Origin of the sequence: Brevibacillus sp. M2.1A, from assembly GCF_013284355.2 — a bacterium.
Lineage (GTDB): Bacteria > Bacillota > Bacilli > Brevibacillales > Brevibacillaceae > Brevibacillus.
On the sequence record NZ_JABSUY020000001.1, the window covers coordinates 5,120,052 to 5,140,361 of the forward strand.

Below are 20,310 nucleotides of genomic sequence, written 5' to 3' on the forward strand. Positions count from 1 at the left end.
CGACTGACCAGCCCTTCGAATGTGACTACATATGATTTATTCGAAATAGGCCCATTTGTACTGCGCGTATCCCAGACCAGAAATGACTACGCCTTTCAACTTGGGGTTTTGCGCATACACCGTAGACTTAAAGTAAAACGGAATAACTGGCATTTCGTCTACCAAGATTTTCTCAGCCTCTTGCAAGATCGCTTTTCGTTTGGCAGCATCCTTCTCCTTGGCAGAAGCCGCCAATAGATCGGCAAATTGACGATTCTCCCAACGAGTATGGTTGTTGCCTTCCTTCGTCCGGAATATTTCCAGGAAGTTGATCGGATCGTTGAAATCCCCCGTCCACCCCATCCGCGCTACTTGATACTTCCCGTTTTTCACGTTTTCATAATAGACATTCCATTCCTGATTCTCCAGCTTGACGTGCACACCCAAGTTTTTTTGCCACATGTCCTGTACGGCTTGGGCGATTTTCGTCTGTGCTTCCTCCGTATTATAGGACAGTGTAATCGGCGGGAGCTGGTCGATGCTGGCATACCCTTCTTCCTTCATGCCTTCCGCCAACAGTTGCTTGGCTTTTTCCATGTCGTTGTCTATAAACAAGCCTTGCTCGTTCTCAGCAAACATCGTAGGCGGCACTACGGCTGTCGCAACCAATTCCCCTCCCTGGGTGATATTCTCCACAATGTCTTTCCGGCTGATCGCGTATGAAAAGGCTTGGCGAATTTTTTTGTTGTGGAAAGGCTTTTGCTCTGTGTTGAATTCATACCAATACGTCCCTGCTTTTGGCGTGATCACCAGCAAACCTTTTTCCTTCAAGGTCGGCATCGCGTCGAGCGGAAGATTGCCAGTCGGGGCGCCTGCCCAATCGAGATCGCCGCCCTCCAGCATGGACAGCTCTGTATTCGCGTCATTGATCATACTCATTTCGATTTTGGTCAGCTTGACAGCGTCTGCGTCCCAATAATGCTCATTTTTCGTAAGCGTCAGCTTGTTTTTATGCTCCCACGCAGTGAGTTTGAACGGTCCATTCGAGGTGTAGGTTGGTCCTGCTTCCTTCGCCCAGTCCGGATGTTCTTTCACCACTTTGGTATTTAGCGGAAAGTAGCTGTAAAAAGCCGTCAGCTCCAGGAAAAACGGCGTCGGGTTTTCCAGTTGAACAACCAGTGTCTTGTCGTCTGTTGCCTTGACCCCGATCTCTTCGGGCTTCGCTTTGCCAGCAAAGGCTGCCTCTGCATTTTTTACATAAAACAGCTGGTAGGCATACTGGGAACCGTTTTTGGAATCGAGTGCCCATTTCCAGGCATTTTCAAAATCGTGCGCGGTTACGGGATCGCCGTTCGACCACTTCGCATTGTCGCGAATCGTGAAGGTGTACGTCAACAAATCATCTGATGCCTTGATTTCCTGGGCCATCGCGGGCTGTGGAACGCCCTTGTCGTCAATTCGCGTCAGCCCTTCAAACGTCTGAAAAATAACATTGGATGACCAAACATCCGAAATGAGTCCGGGATGAAGAGAAAGCGGTTCTGTAAAGTTATTCAGCCTGAGTATCTGTTCAGGTTGCGCAGATGCACTAGCTGGTGTAGCTTCTGTCGTTGGTTGTGTGGCAGGCTTTGCTGCTTCCTGAGGTTGTCCGCATGCAGCAAGCGCGAAAGCCAAACCTGCTGCGAAAACAACTTTTCCTGTCTTTTGCCACCATCGTTTTGCGGAACTTCTCATGGTCTATTCTCCTTCGTTTGAGAGCCTTCGCTGTTCTTCACGCTGCTGCCATTCTTTCAGCTCGTTTTTGATTTGATAGAGTTCTGCACGTGTTTCGAGCTTGAACGCTTTTAATTCACTTCTGATGACAGCCAACTCATGAAAGAGTCGCTCCCACACCTCTTGATCTTTGTCCATGTTCGCCTCCTTTTTCGGTCGTATACACTGCAGGCAGTTGAATCGTCACCTGCGTTCCGTGCCCGCGTTCACTCTGAAAGTGGATCGTCCCCCGCATCGCCTCGATAATCCGGCAGGTTACCATCAAACCGAGACCTGTCCCTTTTTCCTTCGTAGAATAAAAAGGTAGCCCAATCTGTTCAATCTGCTCCGGCGTCATCCCCTCTCCCTCATCCTTGATGGAAATCACATGATAGTTCCCGGCTGCTCGTACGGTGACATGGAGTATGCCACCTTGTCCCATCGATTCGATACCGTTTTTCATTAGATTCATCAATGCTTGCTTGAGCTTAACGGCGTTGCTCTCAACGAATAGGCCCGGCTCGGTCTCACAGGCGATTTCCACTCGATTCATGACGCTGTACGAGGACATAATGGCGCTCACTTCTTTTACGGTATGCGCAATCTCCAGTCGCTCCAGCGTCTCAGAATGAGGCTTGGCCAGATTTAAATAGTCGGAAATGATAAATTCAGCCCGGTCGAGTTCATTTAAGACCAATCGGATGTATTCAACGTTTTTCGGATTCGTCTCCTCACGCAACAATTGGACAAAACCTCGTACCACCGTGAGTGGATTGCGCACTTCGTGGGCGACACTGGCTGCCAGCTCGCTGATCAGATTCAGCTTTTCCGAGCGTTCGACCTGCTTGCGGATAATATGAGATTCTCGAATAAACTCGATGAAATAAACGGCTCCACCTTGAACGATCAAAGCGAGGTAGCCAATCTCCACTAACGGCTCCAGATGATCGCTAATGATGGACAACGGGAACCCTCTCCAGATCAAAACAACCATCCCTCCACCGATGATGGATAGCTGCTTTAAGCATCCGATCAAGAGAACGGTCGCTAGTTTTTTTCGTAAAGAGTAGCCATACCAACGATTGACCAACAAAAACGGGATGATCGCGTAGACCATCGTTCCAAGAATCGTTATAAGAACGCCATCGCCTCCCAGAACAATCTTTACAACAAACATCATCAAAATCGTTAAAATGCCCGGGATATACCCGGCGTATAAAATGGTAATAATGATCGGTATCGAGCGTAAATCGTACTCCATACCATTACTGAGTTGTACTGGAAAGCTCATGGCAAAAATGACACTGATCGAGCTACAAACGATAACCATGGATGATTTGACGCTCATCTTGTTCGAGGTTGATCGCCCCAGCCAAACGTTTCTATACAGCAAAACAGGGACGATAACGAACAGCAACTGCAGCAAAATGTCTTTGATGATTAACATATATCGGTTCCCCTGGTTCGTAGAATATTTCGATTTTTCTTACAGAATACCATTACTATGTATCTTTCTGGAAGGCACATTTTCAACATCTGGCAGAAAGGATGTTTTTGTTGCGGTGACCAGCACATTTCCCTATGATGAAGAAGAGCTTGTTTGAAGACCTTGGAGGTAAGACATACACATGCGAAATGGTATAAAGCGTGAAGATATTGAGCTGTTGGCACCTGCTGGTAACTGGGACTGTTTGAAGGCAGCCGTGGCCAACGGTGCCAATGCCATCTTTTTTGGGGTAGAAAAGTTCAACGCGCGTGCTCGTGCTGAGAACTTTCAAATGGCGGAACTGCCTGAGATTATGGCTTATTTGCACATGTACGGGGTAAAGGGCTTCCTTACTTTTAATATTCTCGTATTTGAAAATGAACTGGAGGATGCACGCGAGCTGATTGACGCCTGTATTCACGCTGGAGTAGACGCGGTGATCGTACAAGACCTCGGTCTTGTAAAGATGATTCGCGAGATTTCTCCAGACTTCCCGATTCATGGCTCTACACAAATGACGATTACTTCGCCGGAAGCGGTGGAGTTCACGAAGCCGTTTGATATGGAACGCGTCGTGCTCGGTCGTGAAAATTCATTAAAAGAGATCAAAAAAATCGGAGAAAAAGCGAAGCTGCCGATGGAAGTATTCGTCCACGGTGCCTTGTGTGTTTCTTATTCCGGTCAATGTCTGACCTCGGAAATGTGGGGGGGACGCTCGGCAAACCGCGGGGAGTGTGCCCAGGCCTGTCGCTTGCCGTATGACCTGATGGTAGACGGTGTGCAAAAGGACATGGGAAACATCGCTTACGTGCTGTCCCCGAAGGACTTGGCTGCTATCGATTTGGTTCCTGAGTTGATCGAGGCTGGCGTGACTTCCTTTAAAATTGAAGGCCGCCTGAAAACACCTGAATACGTGGCAAACGTCGTGAGCAAGTACAATGCCGCCATCGAGCGTTATTTTGCCGGACAAGATACGGGACCAACCGAGGTAGAAGTACGTGAGCTGCAACAAAGCTTCTCTCGCGGGTTTACGCACGGATTTTTGACCGGGACAAACAACAAGCAGCTCGTAGATGGTTCGTTCCCGAAAAGCCGCGGTGTGTTTTTGGGAACCGTGAAAAAACTGCTGCCTACAGGCGTTTTGGTGGACATCACTGCTCCTGTCAAACGCGGAGACGGTATCGTGTTCGACGCGGGTGACCCTACGCAAAAAGAAGAAGGCGGTCGCATCTACGATATTTTGAGCCGCAGTAAAAAGGTAGAAGGTGAAGTTTCCAAAGGCTTGTACGAAATCGTCATGGGACGCAATGACGTGAATCTGAAGCGTCTTCACGTCGGTGACCGCGTATGGAAGACGAGCGACCCTGAGCTGGATCGTCGCCTGCGCAAAACGTTCGAGACCGAAAAGCCTTATCGCACCTTCCCGCTGTCCGTTCACGTGAGCGGAAAGCTGGGTGAAAAACTCAGTGTCACTTGGGTGGATAAACAAGCGAATCACGCTGTCAGTGTTCCTTCCGAGGTACTGCTGGAGACTGCTTTGAAGCGCCCTCTGTCGAAAGAGTTACTGCACGATCAATTAAGCCGTCTGGGCGGAACCATTTTCCACCTGGAAGCTCACGATCTGACTGTCGATCTCGAAGGGGATCTCATCGTACCTGTCAGTGAGTTGAACCGGATGCGCCGTGACGCAGTCGAACAGCTCGTGTTCCTGCGCTCCAAGCCGCCGATTTACCACCATCACGATATCAACGTATACGCGGATGTTCCGAAGAGCCAGCCAGTGGAAAAGCCGCTCCTGACAGCGCTGTGCCGTTCCCTTGAGCAATTGGAAGCAGCTGCGCAAACCGACGTGGACTTCCTCTACGCTGACTTTGAATTCGTCAAGCAGTATCCAGAGGGTGTCAAGCTGGCCCATAAGTACGGCAAAAAGATCGGGATTGCTACGATGCGCATTCATATGCCGGATGAAAACGGGGTCCTTGCCCTGATCGCGAAAAGCAAACCAGATGCTATTCTGGTCCGCAATACGGGAGCACTCTATTACTACTTGTCCCGTCGTGATGAAATCGACATTCCGCTGATTGGCGATTTCTCCCTGAATGTCGCGAACCACAAGGCAGTTGAGCTGTTCCTTGCAACAGGTCTTGAGCGCGTAACGCCATCGTACGATCTGAACATCCAACAAATGGTCGATCTGCTCAGCCGCTCAAACGCTGCGAACATGGAACTGGTTATCCACCAGCACATGCCGATGTTCCACACGGAGCACTGCGTATACTGCACATTCATGAGTGAAGGTACTGACCATACGAACTGCGGAACTCCATGTGAGACCTCCCGCATTTCTTTGAAAGACCGCGTCGGCTTCTCACACCCTATACGTGTGGATACCGGTTGCCGCAATACCGTTTATAACGCGATTGACCAGTCTGGTGCTGAGTATTTGAGTGAGTTCCGCTCCCTGAATGTCGGTAGCTATCGCATCGAGTTTTTGGAAGAAGAGCCAGAGCGCGTGAAAGAGGTAATCAGTCTGTATCGCAAAGCATTGCGCGGAGAAGTTAGCGGTACACATGTATGGCGTACCCTGAAGGCAACCAACCAGTTGGGTGTCACACGTGGGCAACTGACGAAATAAAAACCAGCTTTGTAGAGAGGAGCGAGAAAGCATGGCTGACCTGAATCAACCGACTGTAGAAAACTTGGCCATTATCATTGAGGGCATCAAAGCAAAGCTGAACATGGCGAATACGGCGGTGATGCGCCCGGAGGATTTCGATCTCGTTCATTACGAGGATTTGCTGTACCTGTACAACATGGTGCAGAAAAAAGCAGCGTTTGGCATCAATGAAATGACTGCCATCGTTGAAGAGCTGGGTGCGATGAGAAAACAATCCTAGTTTTTGCCCTAACAAGAGAAAAAAGCGTCGCTCCTGTACATGGAGTGACGCTTTTTTGCGTGGACTTTATTTTTTCAACGTAACGGTAAACGTTTTGAACTCAATGTCTTTCCCTTGTTTCTTTATCATGTCGATGGTTGTTTGGATTATCGTTTCTTTTCCATTTCCATCTATCCCAACACCACCACCTTGAGATGGCAATGACAGATATGGAGTGATCCTTAATTCTTTTACATCTGCTGTCACCGGATCGAAACGACGGGTTCCTGCAAGGTATTCTTTACCATCAGATTTTTTGCCTTGGCTACCGCCTGAGTAGGCTCCTAGCTCATTTCCTTTATCATCAACGACCTTGAATTCCAAATTGCTCGATAAATAGCCGATTTCCTCCGTTACCGCCTGGAAGCTGACCACCAGTCCTGCTGGACCCATTGTTATATCCGGAACAGTGAGGTCAATGCCTCCAGCTTTTTGCTGGTGATTGATCGCAATGCGCTTGGTTTCTGTACGGGAACTGATTGGCAAGGAGAAGTTCCACTGCTTGCCGTCCTCCCCATGAAAGCTCAATCCCAGCTTGAACTCCTCTGGCAAGCCATTGATCGCATCGATATCGACAATCCCGGTCGCTAGCGTCGGCGTGATCTGTGTATGTTTGCTGCTTCCTGCGTATCCAAATGCTTTCCCATTTACCGTCAGATCTGGGGAGGAGCCTAAATAATGCTCTCCGACTGCCTGCTTCGTTTCCAATGTATAACCAATCGTAAAACGCGTGCCGTCATAGTACACTTCATTGACAGTAATTGCATGACCATCCACCTCCTGCGACTCGCCAATGACAGTTGTTAAGCCTTTTTCACTCGCTAGCTTCAATCCGTTGTCTCCATATGCCGAGAAAATCGATCCAATCAAAGGCACCTTGGACACCAGATTGGCCATCGCCGGGGAAACTGCTGCTGAGCTAAACAAGACCCCTAAAGCTACGACCGCTGCCCCTGTACTGTACACCAGCTTTCGTTTGTTCAGGCGTTTTCTCTTCGGTACAGCCTGAACCGTTTGGGCGATAATAGCGTCCAGCTTCTCTGTCGGGACTGGAATGCGATCTACTTGCTCTTTATAGGCATGAATTTTTTCTCTCATCGAAATACTCCCCTTTTAGTTTCTTTTTTAATAGCGTCAATCCTCTGTGAATATTCGTTTTTACAGTGCCTTCCGGACAATCCAGCGTTTCGGCGATTTGTTTTACGGAGTAGTCCTTGTAAAACCTTAGCAGCAGTACCGTTACATACTTTTCTTCCATCTCTTCCATTGCTTCCAGCAGATCGATCCGTTCCTCGAGCCTTACGCTTCCTGTATCCCGCACATTTTCAATCATGTCTTTGCTAAGTGAAATTACCTTGCGTTTCCTAGCCAAATAGGCAAGCGCCGAGTTGATCAAAATGCGTGTCAACCATGTGGTAAAATACTGCTCTTCCTTTAAGGTTGAAATGGAGAGCAACGCCTTATAGACCGTTTCCTGAAAAATCTCAAGTGCATCCTCTTCGTTGCGCGTATACACGAAAGCCATCTTGTACAAATTGGTTTTTTCCTGATGAATCAGCATTTGGAACGCGTCAGCATCACCAGCCTTGGCACGAGCAACGAGACCAAGTTGTCTATTCAAACAGCTCCCCCCTCCTTTTCTCCCCTGTTAGAGAAATCAGGGCGACAAAACGTTTCATTTTTTTCTATCGAAATAAAAAAAGCCTGCTCTCACAGTCTACCTGAGACTACGAGAACAGGCTCTATCCATTACATTTTTTTCAGCACAATGACTGCGTTGTGACCGCCAAAGCCAAAGGAATTGGACATGCCGATGTCAAGCGTGGCTTTGCGCGCTGTATTTGGCACATAGTCCAGATCGCATTCAGGGTCACGCTCCACCTGATTGATCGTAGGGGGAATGATTCCTTCCTGCAAGCTCTTGATCAGAGCGACCGCCTCCGCCCCTCCTGCTGCACCAAACATATGACCCGTCATCGATTTGTTGGCGGTGATCGGTACACGGTACGCATGGTCGCCAAACAGCTTTTTGATAGCCAATGTCTCGGAACGGTCTCCGATTTCTGTGCTGGTTGCGTGCGCGCTGATGACATCCACGTCTGTCGGTTGCACCCCTGCTTCCTGGAGGGCCCATTTCATCGCACGGTAGGGACCGATTCCTTCCGGATGTGTCGCCACCATGTGGTAGGCATCAGAGCTTGCCCCATAGCCAATCACTTCGGCATACATGCGTGCGTTTCTTTTCTTGGCGTGTGATTCCGATTCCAAAATCACAATTCCGGCACCTTCCGCCATGACAAACCCATCCCGCTTGGCATCAAATGGCCGACTCGCTGCTGTTGGATCATCATTTCTTGTGGACAATGCCGTCGCATTGCTAAAGCTGGCGAGAGATATGTCCGTCACTGCGGCCTCAGACCCTCCTGCGATGACGACATCCGCTCCGCCTGCCCGAATGAGCCGGAAAGCCTCACCGATGGACGTATTCCCAATCGAGCACGCCGTAACAGGTGACATCGTCGGCCCGTACAGACCGTACTTGATGCTGATCATCGCTGCTGCCATGTTGGAGATGAGCATGGGAACCAGCGTCGGACTGACCCGCTCAGGACCTCGTTCACGAAGAACGTCATGCTGCTCAAGGAGCGTCCCTACCCCACCGATGCCAGAGCCTACATATACCCCGATGCGCTCGCGGTCCAACTCGTCCAGCCGAAGCCCAGCATCCTCTAGCGCTTCTTCTGCAGCAGCAAGGGCAAACTGGCAAAAGCGGTCCATTCGCCGCGATTCTTTGCGCCCAAACCGCTCTACCGGATCAAAATCTCGCACCAAACCTGCGATTTTCGTTTTATTGCGTGCTGTATCAAAAGTATCAATAGGCGAGATACCAGACTTCCCTTGCACGAGACTGTTCCAAAACTGATTCACTGTATTCCCTATCGGGGAGATTACCCCCATGCCTGTGACAACGACTTTTTCCATGATTAGCCTCCCATTGAGTGCCTTATGAAAACCATCTTGTCACACGGGTTATCCTATTACAAGTTGTTGTTTATCCTAGTATAATGAGTACTAGTCTAACAAACTTAACCAGTTGAGGAAACGGAGAGTGTACCATGAATCAGCAAACACGCTTGCAGGCACTGTCTACTTTTTTGAAAGCGCAGCGCGCCAAAATCCTGCCACAATCGGTCGGGCTGGCTCCTGGGACACGCAGAAGAACACCTGGGCTACGAAGAGAAGAAGTTGCTCAACTCGCGGGGGTTAGCTCCACCTGGTATACATGGCTGGAACAAGGCCGCGATATCAAGGTCTCGCCATCCGTTCTGGATGCGGTAGCGAGAGCCTTGCAGCTTACCGTCGATGAGCGAAAATATTTGTATGCGCTGGCACTGGAGACAGGCACTGGAGTAGGGCAAGACGTGCAAAAAGAAGATGAACCGCCGAAGATCAATCCTGCCCTCAAACGAATCTTAAAAGAGTTGCGCTCATGTCCAACCATCATTTCAGATCGGCGCAGTCATATAGTCGGCTGGAACGAGGCAGCGGCGCATGTCTTTCTCGATTTTGAACAAATCCCTTATGAAGAGCGCAATTTGATCCGCCTGGTGTTTACGCGAAAGGAATTACGGCGGCTGGCCGTGAACTGGGAGCATTTCGTCAGCGGCTTTCTCGCGATTTTTCGCGCCAATTACGGTCAGTATGTAGAGGACGAGTGGTACGAGCAGTTTTTAAGCGAAATGCGACAGGTTCATCCCGACTTTCACGAGCTTTGGGAGCAAAGCCGCGTCAGCTCAGCACCGGAGGTTTTACTGGAATTCCGTCATGCGAAGGCAGGGAAAATGCTCTTTCATCTGACCTCGCTGCAAGTTTCCGGGAGCGCGGATTTGCGGTGCAGCATTTACACGCCTGACCCGAATTCTGCCACGGAGACAAAGCTGCGGCAGTTGATTGATCGGCCTGTTACTTCTAGCAAACCTTGACCCAAGGTCTTTGGGGTTTGAGTCAACATGGTGGAGGAGAAGAAAAAGCACAGTTCTCTTCGACTCTGACACGCCAGCTTGGGGGATTCACTGCCCGTCTCCACTTCCAAAAGGGGACCGTCGAGCCAAAGCCACCCTACGGGCGGAGGCTTCTCAGGGAAGAAGTGTTCGACAAGCGTGGTCCCCTTTTGGAAGTTCCGACTGGGTAGGCGTTGTCAAGGTCTACGAGCCCTGTGCTTTTTCTTCTCGCCAGCTTTGTTGGTTGATCGGTACCTTTTAAAACTTGCATACCAAAGGAAAACCAGCCCGACGACATCTGTCTGGGCTGGTTCACTTTGTTAATGATTCACAATTCCTACGCGCGTCCCGGAGGAAGCAAGGCTTCCGACTTCCTCGCAGCCTTCTTTCCACAGCAAGTAACGGATACTGTCTGCCAGCGCTTCCCAGCTCGCTTCAATGACGTTGGTAGAGACGCCGACTGTGCTCCACTTTTCCCCGTTGCTCGAGGATTCGATCAGGACACGTACTTTTGCGGCAGTCGCGCCATTTTCGTCCAGGACACGCACTTTGTAATCTTCCAGCTGCATTTTTGCAATGCATGGATAGTAGCCTTCCAATGCTTTTCGCATTGCATTGTCCAGTGCATTCACCGGACCATTGCCATCAGCAGCCGTATGGACAGACTCCCCGTTCACCCGCAACTTCACGGTCGCCTCCGACGTGATCGATTGGACGGCTGCCTTTTCCAGCATGATTTTGAAGGAGTCTAGTTTGAACAGGTTCTTCAGCTTGCCGGAGGCTTCCAGCAGCATCAGCGTCAGTGAAGCCTCTGCTCCCTCGTATTGATAGCCTTGGAATTCGCGCTCTTTGATGTGTGTGATGATTTCTCTCGCCTTTTGGCGATCCAGCGAGAGGTCGATCTCGAGCTCTTCCATTTTGGCGAGCAAATTGCTTTGTCCTGCGAGTTCTGAGACGAGTACACGGCGTTTGTTGCCGATGTTTTCTGGCTCGATGTGCTCGTACGTTTTCGGGTCGCGCATAACGGCGCTTACGTGAATACCACCCTTGTGAGCAAAAGCACTGTACCCGACAAACGGCTGATTGTTCGGCATGGTCATGTTGGCAATTTCCGCTACATAGCGAGACAGCTGTGTCAGCTCCTGCAATTGATCAGTGCTCACACAATGATAGCCCAGCTTGAGCTGCAAATTCGGAACCACAGAGATCAAATTGACATTCCCGCAGCGCTCACCGATGCCGTTAATCGTTCCTTGCACTTGCTGTGCGCCAGCCTGAATCGCAGCTAGTGCATTGGCAACTGCCACTCCACTGTCATTATGCGGATGAATGCCTACAGGCGTCCGCAGATGGCCCACAGTCGTTTTGACAATATCATAGACTTCATGCGGCAGTGTCCCGCCATTTGTATCACAGAGAACAATCCAGTCAGCCCCAGCCTCTTCTGCTGCTTCCAGTACCCGCAATGCGTAGCGCGGATTCGCCTTGTACCCATCGAAGAAATGCTCAGCCAAAAAGAGAGTCGTCAGTCCGTTTTCTTTTAAAAATGCGACCGAATCAGCGACCATGCGCACGTTTTCTTCCAATGTCGTCTTCAGAGCATCTGTCACGTGCAAATCCCATGATTTCCCGAAGATCGCGGCTGCCGAGGCTCCGCTTAAGATCAACGCTTGCAGATTGTCATCATCCGGCGCTGCTACATTCGGTCTACAGGTACTGCCAAAAGCCGTTACCTTTGCGTGCTGCAGCGAAATCTCCCGGATACGCTCAAAAAAAGCCATGTCCTTTGGATTGCTGCCCGGCCAACCGCCTTCAATAAAATCGATACCAAACTGGTCCAGCCGCAGTGCGATCTTTATCTTGTCTTCTACTGACAGGCTGATCCCCTCTCCCTGCGTACCATCTCGCAGGGTCGTATCATACAGATACACCTTGCTATTCATGTTTCTTCTCCACCTGTTCTTTTATTTTTCTGAATAATCACATCATTCCAACCGTTAGAACGATTCCCAGTATACCACAGCCCAAATGGAAAGAAAACGCGGGAAAATAGAGGTTTTTTCTATGTCCGTGGGGTGCGGACAAATGCGACGGTTTGCTTGATTGCAGCTTCCAACGGAGTCGATGTTCCCGCAAACGGATGACGCGTGTTAAATGTATGATCTCCGCCTTCTATCCAGTGCAGCTCGCTGTTTTTGGCGGCCTGATGAATTCTTTTTGCACCCTCTACCAGACGGACATAATCTTTTTCTCCTGTGATGATGCACAGTGGTTGCTCCATCGTAGAGACAAGTTTCAAAATATCGTATTGCTCTCGATTGTTATCCACGTCCTCGATCACGACTCTCGTGATTGGCATATCTTGACCAGTCCGCGCATTCGCTATGTATCCGACACCAGTCTCTTCTATTTGTCTGCGCAGCTTCTCGTCGAACAAATCGACATGAGCGATTCCGTTCCAGGTCACAATCCCTGCCACATGCGGGTTGTTTGCTCCGAATAAAATCGCGTCACCGCCGCCCTTGCTGTGTCCCAATACATACAGCTTCGTTTTGTCCACGTAATCGGGTAACGGTAGCTCGCCTGACAAAATCCGTTCCGTCAACGCTTGCAAATCAGCCAGTTCGCGGGCATATGTATTGCGTCCGAATTTCTCCAGCTCGTCGAACTCCGTCAAGCTCTCCCCTACGCCATTGCAGCTAAAATTAAAGCGAATCGTGGTAATGCCTTGCTTGGCCAGCTCATCGGCTACGTAGGGAAAGCTTCCCCAATCCTTGAAGCCTTTAAAGCCATGGCAAAACAGCAGTAGTGGCTGTTCTGAGCCTGCCGCTTCCTCCGTATGAATATCGCCGCGAAGCGTCAACTCCTCATCGAGTGCGATGGAAAAGGATTGTTTTTGCATGTACGTTTCACCTCTTGTGCATTTTTTTATTATTATGCCGTGTCCCCCTCCTAAAAGAAACGAAAATACCAAAAAAAGAGATCTTCCTCTTTGGAAGATCCCCTTTAGTTCACTGCATTGTTTTTATTAACAAGGTACAACGCATACTCCAACGGCCGCCGAACCGCCGTCGCATATCGCTTGTGCTGACGCATCTGCTTGAAAATTTCTCTCCCTGGCTTCGGATTGATTTCGATAATCCAAACCCTGCCATGAACATCAATCCCCAGATCAAAGCCAAACTCCATCATCAGGCCGAAATGCTCTTCAATGCGTTTGACAGTCTTGATCGCGAGCTCCCTGCATTCCAGCACAATCCGCTCTGCCGTTTCCTGACCAAATCGTTTGACCAAAAAGGAAACAGCAGGCAAAGCGGTTCCCCCTCCATGCAAATTGGAGGTGGACGATTGTATCGGCCCAACGCGAATGCCCATCCCGGTCAAACACCACTGACCTTTCCCGTCCTTTTGCACAAGCATGCGAGCATCTACTGTTCGCTTGGGAACCAGTGACAACCGTAGCCCCTGTTGAAGAAAAAACTGCTCGTTTCCGCTCTTCTCCTTGTTCATCCAATGCTCCAGCCGCTCGCACACCTCTGTGAGCGTCGCCAGTTTTTCGCAGCTTTTGGCTTGCTGCTTGGTCCTGCCATGCAAAAGGTAGCGACCTGCTTGTTTCTCCACACGCAGTATACTTCTGCCACCAGTGCCGTTTGTCGGCTTGAGATAAACCAGACGATGATCGGCAAGCATCGTAGCAAGCGTTTTTCTGTCGTAGGGGAGTGTTTCGGGAAGCCAGCGCTGCAGATCAGGATCTTGTATCAAAATCTGATGTACGACATATTTGTTCGAGAAACGGTTATTCGCATAACGAAACCAGTCTTGCTTGCGAAATGGCAAATAGGCACGATGCTTGGGCAATGGATAGTAGCGATAACGATCAATGACGATGTCGGGCCAGGCAAAACGCTCTCGTCTCCACTTCGTACCATCTGGTACATAACCGTTGATCCGCTTTTCTTCCAAACGGACATCTTGTGGGCTAAATAAAAAAACCTCTGCCCCCATTTCTCTTCCTTCCTTAACCAGCCTTCGCAAATAGCCGGGCTCGACAAAGCCTGATTCTCCTCGGTAGGTCAGTACGCCTATCCGTTTTCTCACCGAAAGGCCACTCCCTCCCTTGTTCGATTTTCTAGCTAGCCTTGTATAGCTTATGGTTGAAAGCAAAAAAAAGCGCCTTTGTCCTATGTAGGCAAAAGCGCATCTTTCATACGTTTTCTTATCGTTTATGTGTTTCCAAATAATGCAGTGCTGTTCGTCCCAAGAGCTCGCCTGCAATCAGCATGGCATCCTCGTCGATATCGAAGCGGGGATGATGGTGGGGATATGTCGCCAGCTTTTCCGGATTGCCTGCCCCTACGAACAAGTAAGCGCCGGGCACCTTTTCCAAGTAGTACGAAAAGTCCTCGCCACCCATCAACGGCTTCATCGATTCCACACGACCAGCTCCAAATGCGGCAATGGCTGCTTCCCGGGCGATAGCTGTTTCTCTTTCATGGTTAATGACAGCTGGATACCCTCGCTCGTAGACAACTGTAGCGCTTCCTCCCATCATGGCAGCTGTCCCTTCCGCAATTTCTGTCAGGCGCTGCTCCGCTCGATCGCGGACGTCTGGCAAAAAGGAGCGGACAGTCCCTGTCAAACGACAGCTATCTGCGATGATGTTCGTACTGTCTCCGCCGTTGAACGTTCCCACAGTCACGACCACACTTTCTAATGGGCTGACGTTGCGGCTGGCAATCGTTTGCAGATGACCGACGATTTGCGAACCGATCACAATGGAGTCGACAGTTTCTTCTGGAACAGCACCGTGTCCCCCTTTACCTTTGATCTCGATGGAAAAGTCGTCCGTATTCGCCATGAGCGGACCCGCACTAATGAATACCTTTCCTACAGGGAACATCGACCAGAGATGAACGCCAAAGATCGCATCGACGCCATCTACAGCCCCATCCTCAACCATTTGGGTTGCTCCGCCCGGATTTTCCTCTTCCGCATGCTGAAAGACAAAGCGAATTTCACCGGCAAACTGCTCACGATTTGCTGCCAAAACAGAAGCGAGTCCTAATAGCTGGGACGTGTGCGCATCATGACCACACGCATGCATGACACCAGGTACAGTAGATTTATACGGTACTTCTTTTTGATCTTGAATCGGCAGCGCGTCAAAATCCGCACGCAACGCGACGACCCTACCCGGGCTCCCTCCGCGCAAAACACCGATGACTCCTCTACCGCCAACGCCTGTGCGAACCTCATCGAAGCGAAGTCCTCTTAATATTTCGGCAATAAGCGCTGGAGTCTTCTCCTCTTGAAAGGAAAGCTCGGGATGCTGGTGCAGATGACGCCTCCAGCTAATGATTTGCGGCTCCATTTCTTTGAGCAGCTCTTTTAATTGTTCCTGCAAGCTCATGGTTCTTACTCCTCCCCTGGATGCACCATTCTTTCTCCCATCATAGCAGAATCATGGGCCAAATGGGGAGCTTGACTAATCCAGAGCGAGCATGCTGCGTTTTCGTTTTTCAAAAACGGCAAAGCTCGTATAGCCTACCCGTTTCAACTGCGCTCGAGCCTCGTCCAACTGCTGACCGACTTGATCAGGCGCAGTAGCACTAGATGCCAAAGTGATGGGCACCTCATTCTGAAACAAAATTTCCAGAAAACGATAGCTGGGCGAAAATTCTCGGAGCTGACTCGCCAAACCGTAGCCTGTATTGATTTCCGTCGCAATCCCCATTCGTCCAAGAGTCCGGGCCACACGCTGATAATAGGGTAATAGTGCAGTTTCATCCGGTCTTACACCAAACGCTTTGATGCCATCGATATGGGCGATGACATCGAATAATTGAGATTTGATCGCCTGCTCCAGCTTGTCAAAATAAAGGCTATACAATCCGATGAGCTCCTGTCTTCCAAAGCGTTCTCGTGCATCGTGGATCGGATAGCCCCAGCCTTCCAGAAAATGCACGGCTCCTATACATACATCCCAAGGATATTGATTGATGACATGCCGTAGCGTCTCTTCTCCACCTGAAAAATAGTCCAATTCAATTCCCACACGCAGCTCAATCCCATCCTCCGCCCAACGAAGCCGCTCTTTTTGCAGGAAAACAACAAAGCTGTCCAGTGAGTCGTTTGCGACCTGACTCAGCCATTTGCGCTGCGCTGTCCCCAAACGATCAGAGCCGATGTGCACATGCTGTTCGTAGTACGACTGGTACTCAAGAAAGCGGTATAAGTGCTCGACCACACAAACTTGCTGAATCCCAGCCTGTTTAGCACGTAATCGATACAATTCAAGCCAATCCCGTGAATACGGTCCTTGTTGAAGCCGCTCTGCCAACCCATTGGTCAGCATACTTGCCCATTTTCGACTCCCACTCACTTCGGCATGCTCCACGAGGGGGCGCAATGATTCCGCTTGCTTCAGCAACCAGTCCAGCGAATACGGCCCTTCCTCCAGATGGACGTGAAAGTCTACCTTCACCCGATCACCTCCTTGGGTTCGTCCCTGCTATTTTCTATCGTTATATATGCGTTTGGTTCCATACATATGTCGAGTATTCACATGACGAACGACCTAGCAGAAGAGGTGACAAAAGAACAAAAAAATGCCTCCGCAACGAGGCATTTTTGATTTTTAGCTATTTTTTCGCTCATACACGTAAAACGCATGCGGATGAACGTTCTTCTCATCCACGATACCCTCACGCTTGTCTACCAAGGTATAAGCATCGCGATCCCATGCCGGGAAAAACGTATCGCCCTCCGTTTCCAAATCGATCTCTGTAATGTACAGACGATCAACGACATCGAGAAACTGGCGATAAATTTCCGAGCCGCCAAAGATGATAACATCACCCATGGCTAGCACTTCTTCCTTCGTATGGACAACATCTACACCTTCAGGGTGAAAGTCATGGCTGCGCGTCAGCACGACATTTCTGCGGTTAGGCAGAGGCTTGCCAATCGATTCGAACGTTTTGCGTCCCATCACAATCGTTTTGCCTGTCGTTAATTCTTTCACATTTTTCAAGTCGGCGGGAAGGTGCCACGGCATGTCGCCATCTTTTCCGATGACTTGGTTGCGAGCATAGGCAACAATCAGGCTGATCATACGGCCACCTCACCTTTGATGTGGGGATGGGATTCGTAGCCGACGATTTCAATATCTTCGTATTTGAAGTCAAAAATGGAAGTCACTTCCGGATTGAGCACGAGCTTTGGCAGTGGTTTCGGCTCGCGGGTGAGCTGGAGCTTGACCTGCTCGATATGGTTGAGATACAGATGAGCGTCTCCAATCGTATGAACAAAATCGCCCACTTCAAGCCCGGTGACATGCGCTACCATATGCGTCAGCAACGCGTAGGAAGCGATATTAAACGGCACACCCAAAAATGTGTCGCCACTGCGTTGATACAGCTGGCAGGACAGCTTGCCGTTCGCTACATAAAACTGGAACAGCAGGTGACAAGGCGGCAATGCCATCTTGTCCAATTCAGCCGGATTCCACGCGCTAACGATCAAGCGGCGAGAGTCCGGATTGCGTTTGATCTCATCAATGACCCATTGAATTTGGTCCACTGTTTTGCCGTCGCGCCCAGTAAAAGAACGCCATTGGCTCCCGTATACCGGGCCCAAATCTCCGTTTTCATCGGCCCATTCGTTCCAGATCCGCACGCCGTTTTCCTGCAAATATCTCACATTGGTATCTCCCGATAAAAACCAGAGCAGTTCGTGGATGATCGATTTCATGTGCAGCTTTTTCGTCGTGACCATGGGAAAGCCTTCACTCAAGTCAAAACGCATCTGATGCCCAAAAACACTGGTCGTTCCGGTGCCTGTCCGATCCTCTTTTGTGACACCCTCATCCAAAATGCGCTGGCATAAATCCAGGTATTGTTTCATCGTCCATCTCTCCTTCCATCTCATCTATTTTACCTGACCGAGACAAAAAGGAAAGATCGGAATGTCATGATATAATAAATGGATAAATGTAGAAAGCGGGATTCGTGATGGATGGCATATCTCCTGTGGCTACAAAGCCCTTATATAAACAAATAGCAGAGCAAATCGAGCAAAGAATCAGCAGTGGTGAATTCGGTCCTGGCAGCTATTTGCCCTCGGAGCGCACGCTGGCCAAAGAACTGAACGTCAACCGTTCTACCGTCGTCGCAGCGTACGATGAGCTGCAAGCAGCAGGTATGATCGAGCGCATACAAGGAAGTGGCACGATCGTCAGTCAAGATATTTGGGGACTGGCACGGACCCGCGTTCCGAACTGGCGACATTTGACGGAGTCAGGTTCGTTTCGTCCGAATTTACCGTTGATTCGCAAAATCCGTCGTGAAACACAGGAAAATGACTTGATCGATTTGGCGAGTGGCGAGCTCTCGAGCGATCTCGTCCCCAACCAAACGCTCCAACAGCTCATGACCCCCGATGACTTCCCTGCTCATCTCGGCTATGAGCATCCGCAGGGCAATTGGGCTTTGCGAGAGACATTGAGTATCCATATGAAAACTTGGCGAAGCATCGAAGCACCTGCTACCTCGATCATGATTACGTCAGGAGCCCAGCAAGCCCTTCATCTCGTCGTTCAATGCTTGTTAAAGCCAGGGGATGCGGTTGCGATTGAGGAGCCGTCTTATTGTTATTCCTTGCCGCTTTTTCATTCAGCTGGCTTGCGTACGTTTTCGCTGCCTGTAGACCGGGACGGAATCGATCCGAAGCACTTAGCCCAGCTCCATCGCCAGCACCGCATCAAAATGGTTTTTCTCAATCCGAATTATCAAAACCCGACAGGGACACTGCTTTCATTGGAGCGACGCCATGAATTACTCGCGTTTTCCTATGAAAATGGGATTCCCATCATTGAGGATGATCCATACAGCTTGACCAGCTTTTCGAGAGAGCCCGTCCCAACCTTGAAATCACTGGATCAACACGGAACAGTACTCTACATCAGCTCTTTGACCAAAATCGTCGCCTCGGGTCTGCGCATTGGCTGGATTGTCGGGCCCCCTACTGTCATGGAAAGACTGGCAGATGCGAAACAACAGTTTGATTTTGGACACAGCATTTTTCCGCAATGGCTGGCGAATCGCTTTCTCGGATCGCCTCAGTTTGCGAGTCATATTGATCTTTTACGAACAGAGCTATCCTTGCGGCACGATCAGCTTGTCTCCTCGCTTCAAGACAAGTTCAATGATCAAGTAGAAATAGTCGGTTCAGAGGGAGGCATTCACCTTTGGTGCAAATTTAAAGGGGTATGGAGCGGCGAATGTCTTCTCACAGAATCAGTCAAACGAGGAGTTGTCTTTGTTCCGGGACATCTTTTCGGCGCAGAGCAAGGGTATGTCCGCTTCACCTTTGGCAGAGCCACCCTGGATCAGATCCCTGAGGCAGTCTCGCGCTTAGCGGATGCATTCTCAGCAAGTGGATGGGCAAAATAATCCCCAAGTGGATGGCAACATTTTTGTGCGGTCGGTATATGATCGAAGTAAGCTACCGTATGCATCCTCGTGTATATCCAGCAGGATGACTGGGCCATACAGAAAGGACTGGCTGTTATGAGTATTTTGCCTTTCATTATTGCAATTATTGTACTTGTTCTTATAGCCCTCGTCGTTACGATAAAAATCGGAATCAACCCATCCGAATCCAAAGTGCGGGGCTTTAAACAACGCTCCCGAAATCTGTTGATCATTTACGGCATCATTACGATCGCTCTGGTCATTGCACTGTCAGTCTTTCTCTACAACAATCTTTGATCAATCCCGACGCTACGTGACATAAATAAGACGCCGTCTGCCTTTTACAGGTATGACGGCGTTTTTGAATCGAAGGAAGTCCTTCGTCATGTGTTTGTAGAAGATGTTGCCTCTTTTACACGACTTTCTTCGCCACATTGGCGGCTTGCAGCCCACGCTGCCCATTCACGATTTCAAAAACCACCTGCTCGCCTTCCTCCAAGTTCCGGTAACCGGACCCCGTGATCGCAGAATAGTGTACGAAAACATCAGGTCCCCCATCACGCTCGATAAACCCATAGCCTTTTTCTTTGCTGAACCATTTTACTTTCCCTTGAATCATTGTGTTTCCTCCCTGTAATCAGTGCAGCTCTTACGCTTACCTCATCATATGCGGATGCGAAGTC

The 20,310-nt window shown here is 49.7% G+C and carries 19 protein-coding genes; 5 read left to right on the forward strand and 14 right to left on the reverse strand.

What is annotated here, in order from left to right; all coding sequences use genetic code 11:
- Positions 1-36 precede the first annotated feature (36 nt).
- Genes HP567_RS24460 through HP567_RS24470 form a run of 3 tightly spaced genes read right to left on the reverse strand, consistent with a single transcriptional unit; the run spans position 37 to position 3,178 of the window.
- Positions 37-1,713 carry a peptide ABC transporter substrate-binding protein gene (locus HP567_RS24460; protein WP_173610831.1) on the reverse strand — a complete coding sequence of 559 codons (1,677 nt, stop codon included), beginning with the start codon at positions 1,711-1,713 and terminating at the stop codon, positions 37-39.
- Between the two features lie 3 nt (positions 1,714-1,716).
- Entirely contained in the window at positions 1,717-1,890 is a 174-nt protein-coding gene (locus tag HP567_RS24465; RefSeq protein WP_173610830.1) for a hypothetical protein, read from the reverse strand.
- A complete protein-coding gene (locus HP567_RS24470) occupies positions 1,850-3,178 on the reverse strand; it encodes an ATP-binding protein (protein ID WP_173610829.1) in 1,329 nt (442 codons plus the stop codon). The genes HP567_RS24465 and HP567_RS24470 overlap by 41 nt, the downstream gene beginning before the upstream one ends.
- 181 nt (positions 3,179-3,359) lie before the next feature.
- On the opposite strand from HP567_RS24470, the gene HP567_RS24475 reads away from it, so the two are divergent.
- Together HP567_RS24475 and HP567_RS24480 are read left to right on the forward strand one after the other, a co-directional pair.
- A complete protein-coding gene (locus tag HP567_RS24475; RefSeq protein WP_173610828.1) occupies positions 3,360-5,852 on the forward strand; it encodes a DUF3656 domain-containing U32 family peptidase in 2,493 nt (830 codons plus the stop codon).
- A 31-nt stretch (positions 5,853-5,883) separates the two neighbouring features.
- Positions 5,884-6,114, forward strand: coding sequence for a DUF1128 domain-containing protein (locus HP567_RS24480; RefSeq protein WP_015892616.1), 231 nt, complete (start codon positions 5,884-5,886; stop codon positions 6,112-6,114).
- Between the two features lie 66 nt (positions 6,115-6,180).
- On the opposite strand, the gene HP567_RS24485 is transcribed toward HP567_RS24480, so the two are convergent.
- From HP567_RS24485 to fabF, 3 genes are all read right to left on the reverse strand, one after another.
- Entirely contained in the window at positions 6,181-7,251 is a 1,071-nt protein-coding gene (locus HP567_RS24485; protein ID WP_173610827.1) for a DUF4179 domain-containing protein, read from the reverse strand.
- Positions 7,226-7,774, reverse strand: a complete 549-nt coding sequence (locus HP567_RS24490) for a sigma-70 family RNA polymerase sigma factor (protein WP_173610826.1) — start codon at positions 7,772-7,774, stop codon at positions 7,226-7,228. Before HP567_RS24490 ends, HP567_RS24485 begins: the two co-directional genes overlap by 26 nt.
- A gap of 128 nt (positions 7,775-7,902) precedes the next feature.
- A complete protein-coding gene (gene fabF, locus HP567_RS24495) occupies positions 7,903-9,135 on the reverse strand; it encodes a beta-ketoacyl-ACP synthase II (RefSeq protein ID WP_173610825.1) in 1,233 nt (410 codons plus the stop codon).
- Between the two features lie 134 nt (positions 9,136-9,269).
- On the opposite strand from fabF, the gene HP567_RS24500 reads away from it, so the two are divergent.
- A complete protein-coding gene (locus tag HP567_RS24500) occupies positions 9,270-10,136 on the forward strand; it encodes a helix-turn-helix transcriptional regulator (RefSeq protein WP_173610824.1) in 867 nt (288 codons plus the stop codon).
- Positions 10,137-10,474: 338 nt separating this feature from the next.
- Here the strand turns inward: HP567_RS24500 and cimA are convergent, their stop codons facing one another.
- From cimA to HP567_RS24535, 7 genes are all read right to left on the reverse strand, one after another.
- A complete protein-coding gene (gene cimA, locus HP567_RS24505; RefSeq protein ID WP_173610823.1) occupies positions 10,475-12,097 on the reverse strand; it encodes a citramalate synthase in 1,623 nt (540 codons plus the stop codon).
- 119 nt (positions 12,098-12,216) lie between these two features.
- On the reverse strand, positions 12,217-13,056 hold the full coding sequence (locus HP567_RS24510; RefSeq protein WP_173610822.1) for an alpha/beta hydrolase: 840 nt from the start codon (positions 13,054-13,056) through the stop codon (positions 12,217-12,219).
- A gap of 104 nt (positions 13,057-13,160) precedes the next feature.
- Entirely contained in the window at positions 13,161-14,252 is a 1,092-nt protein-coding gene (locus tag HP567_RS24515) for a YheC/YheD family endospore coat-associated protein (RefSeq protein WP_173610821.1), read from the reverse strand.
- Positions 14,253-14,370: 118 nt separating this feature from the next.
- Positions 14,371-15,564 carry a M20 metallopeptidase family protein gene (locus tag HP567_RS24520; RefSeq protein ID WP_173610820.1) on the reverse strand — a complete coding sequence of 398 codons (1,194 nt, stop codon included), beginning with the start codon at positions 15,562-15,564 and terminating at the stop codon, positions 14,371-14,373.
- A 75-nt stretch (positions 15,565-15,639) separates the two neighbouring features.
- Positions 15,640-16,638, reverse strand: coding sequence for a histidinol phosphate phosphatase domain-containing protein (locus HP567_RS24525; protein WP_173610819.1), 999 nt, complete (start codon positions 16,636-16,638; stop codon positions 15,640-15,642).
- A 153-nt stretch (positions 16,639-16,791) separates the two neighbouring features.
- On the reverse strand, positions 16,792-17,268 hold the full coding sequence (locus HP567_RS24530; protein ID WP_173610818.1) for a dihydrofolate reductase: 477 nt from the start codon (positions 17,266-17,268) through the stop codon (positions 16,792-16,794).
- Positions 17,265-18,059, reverse strand: a complete 795-nt coding sequence (locus tag HP567_RS24535; protein ID WP_056489736.1) for a thymidylate synthase — start codon at positions 18,057-18,059, stop codon at positions 17,265-17,267. The genes HP567_RS24530 and HP567_RS24535 overlap by 4 nt, the downstream gene beginning before the upstream one ends.
- A gap of 107 nt (positions 18,060-18,166) precedes the next feature.
- Between HP567_RS24535 and pdxR the strand changes: the two genes are divergently transcribed.
- Together pdxR and HP567_RS24545 are read left to right on the forward strand one after the other, a co-directional pair.
- Positions 18,167-19,606: a MocR-like pyridoxine biosynthesis transcription factor PdxR gene (gene pdxR, locus HP567_RS24540; protein WP_173610817.1), complete on the forward strand. Its 1,440-nt coding sequence runs from the start codon at positions 18,167-18,169 to the stop codon at positions 19,604-19,606.
- A 117-nt stretch (positions 19,607-19,723) separates the two neighbouring features.
- Positions 19,724-19,924: a hypothetical protein gene (locus HP567_RS24545; protein ID WP_173610816.1), complete on the forward strand. Its 201-nt coding sequence runs from the start codon at positions 19,724-19,726 to the stop codon at positions 19,922-19,924.
- A 115-nt stretch (positions 19,925-20,039) separates the two neighbouring features.
- On the opposite strand, the gene HP567_RS24550 is transcribed toward HP567_RS24545, so the two are convergent.
- Positions 20,040-20,246 carry a cold-shock protein gene (locus HP567_RS24550; RefSeq protein WP_173610815.1) on the reverse strand — a complete coding sequence of 69 codons (207 nt, stop codon included), beginning with the start codon at positions 20,244-20,246 and terminating at the stop codon, positions 20,040-20,042.
- Positions 20,247-20,310 lie beyond the last annotated feature (64 nt).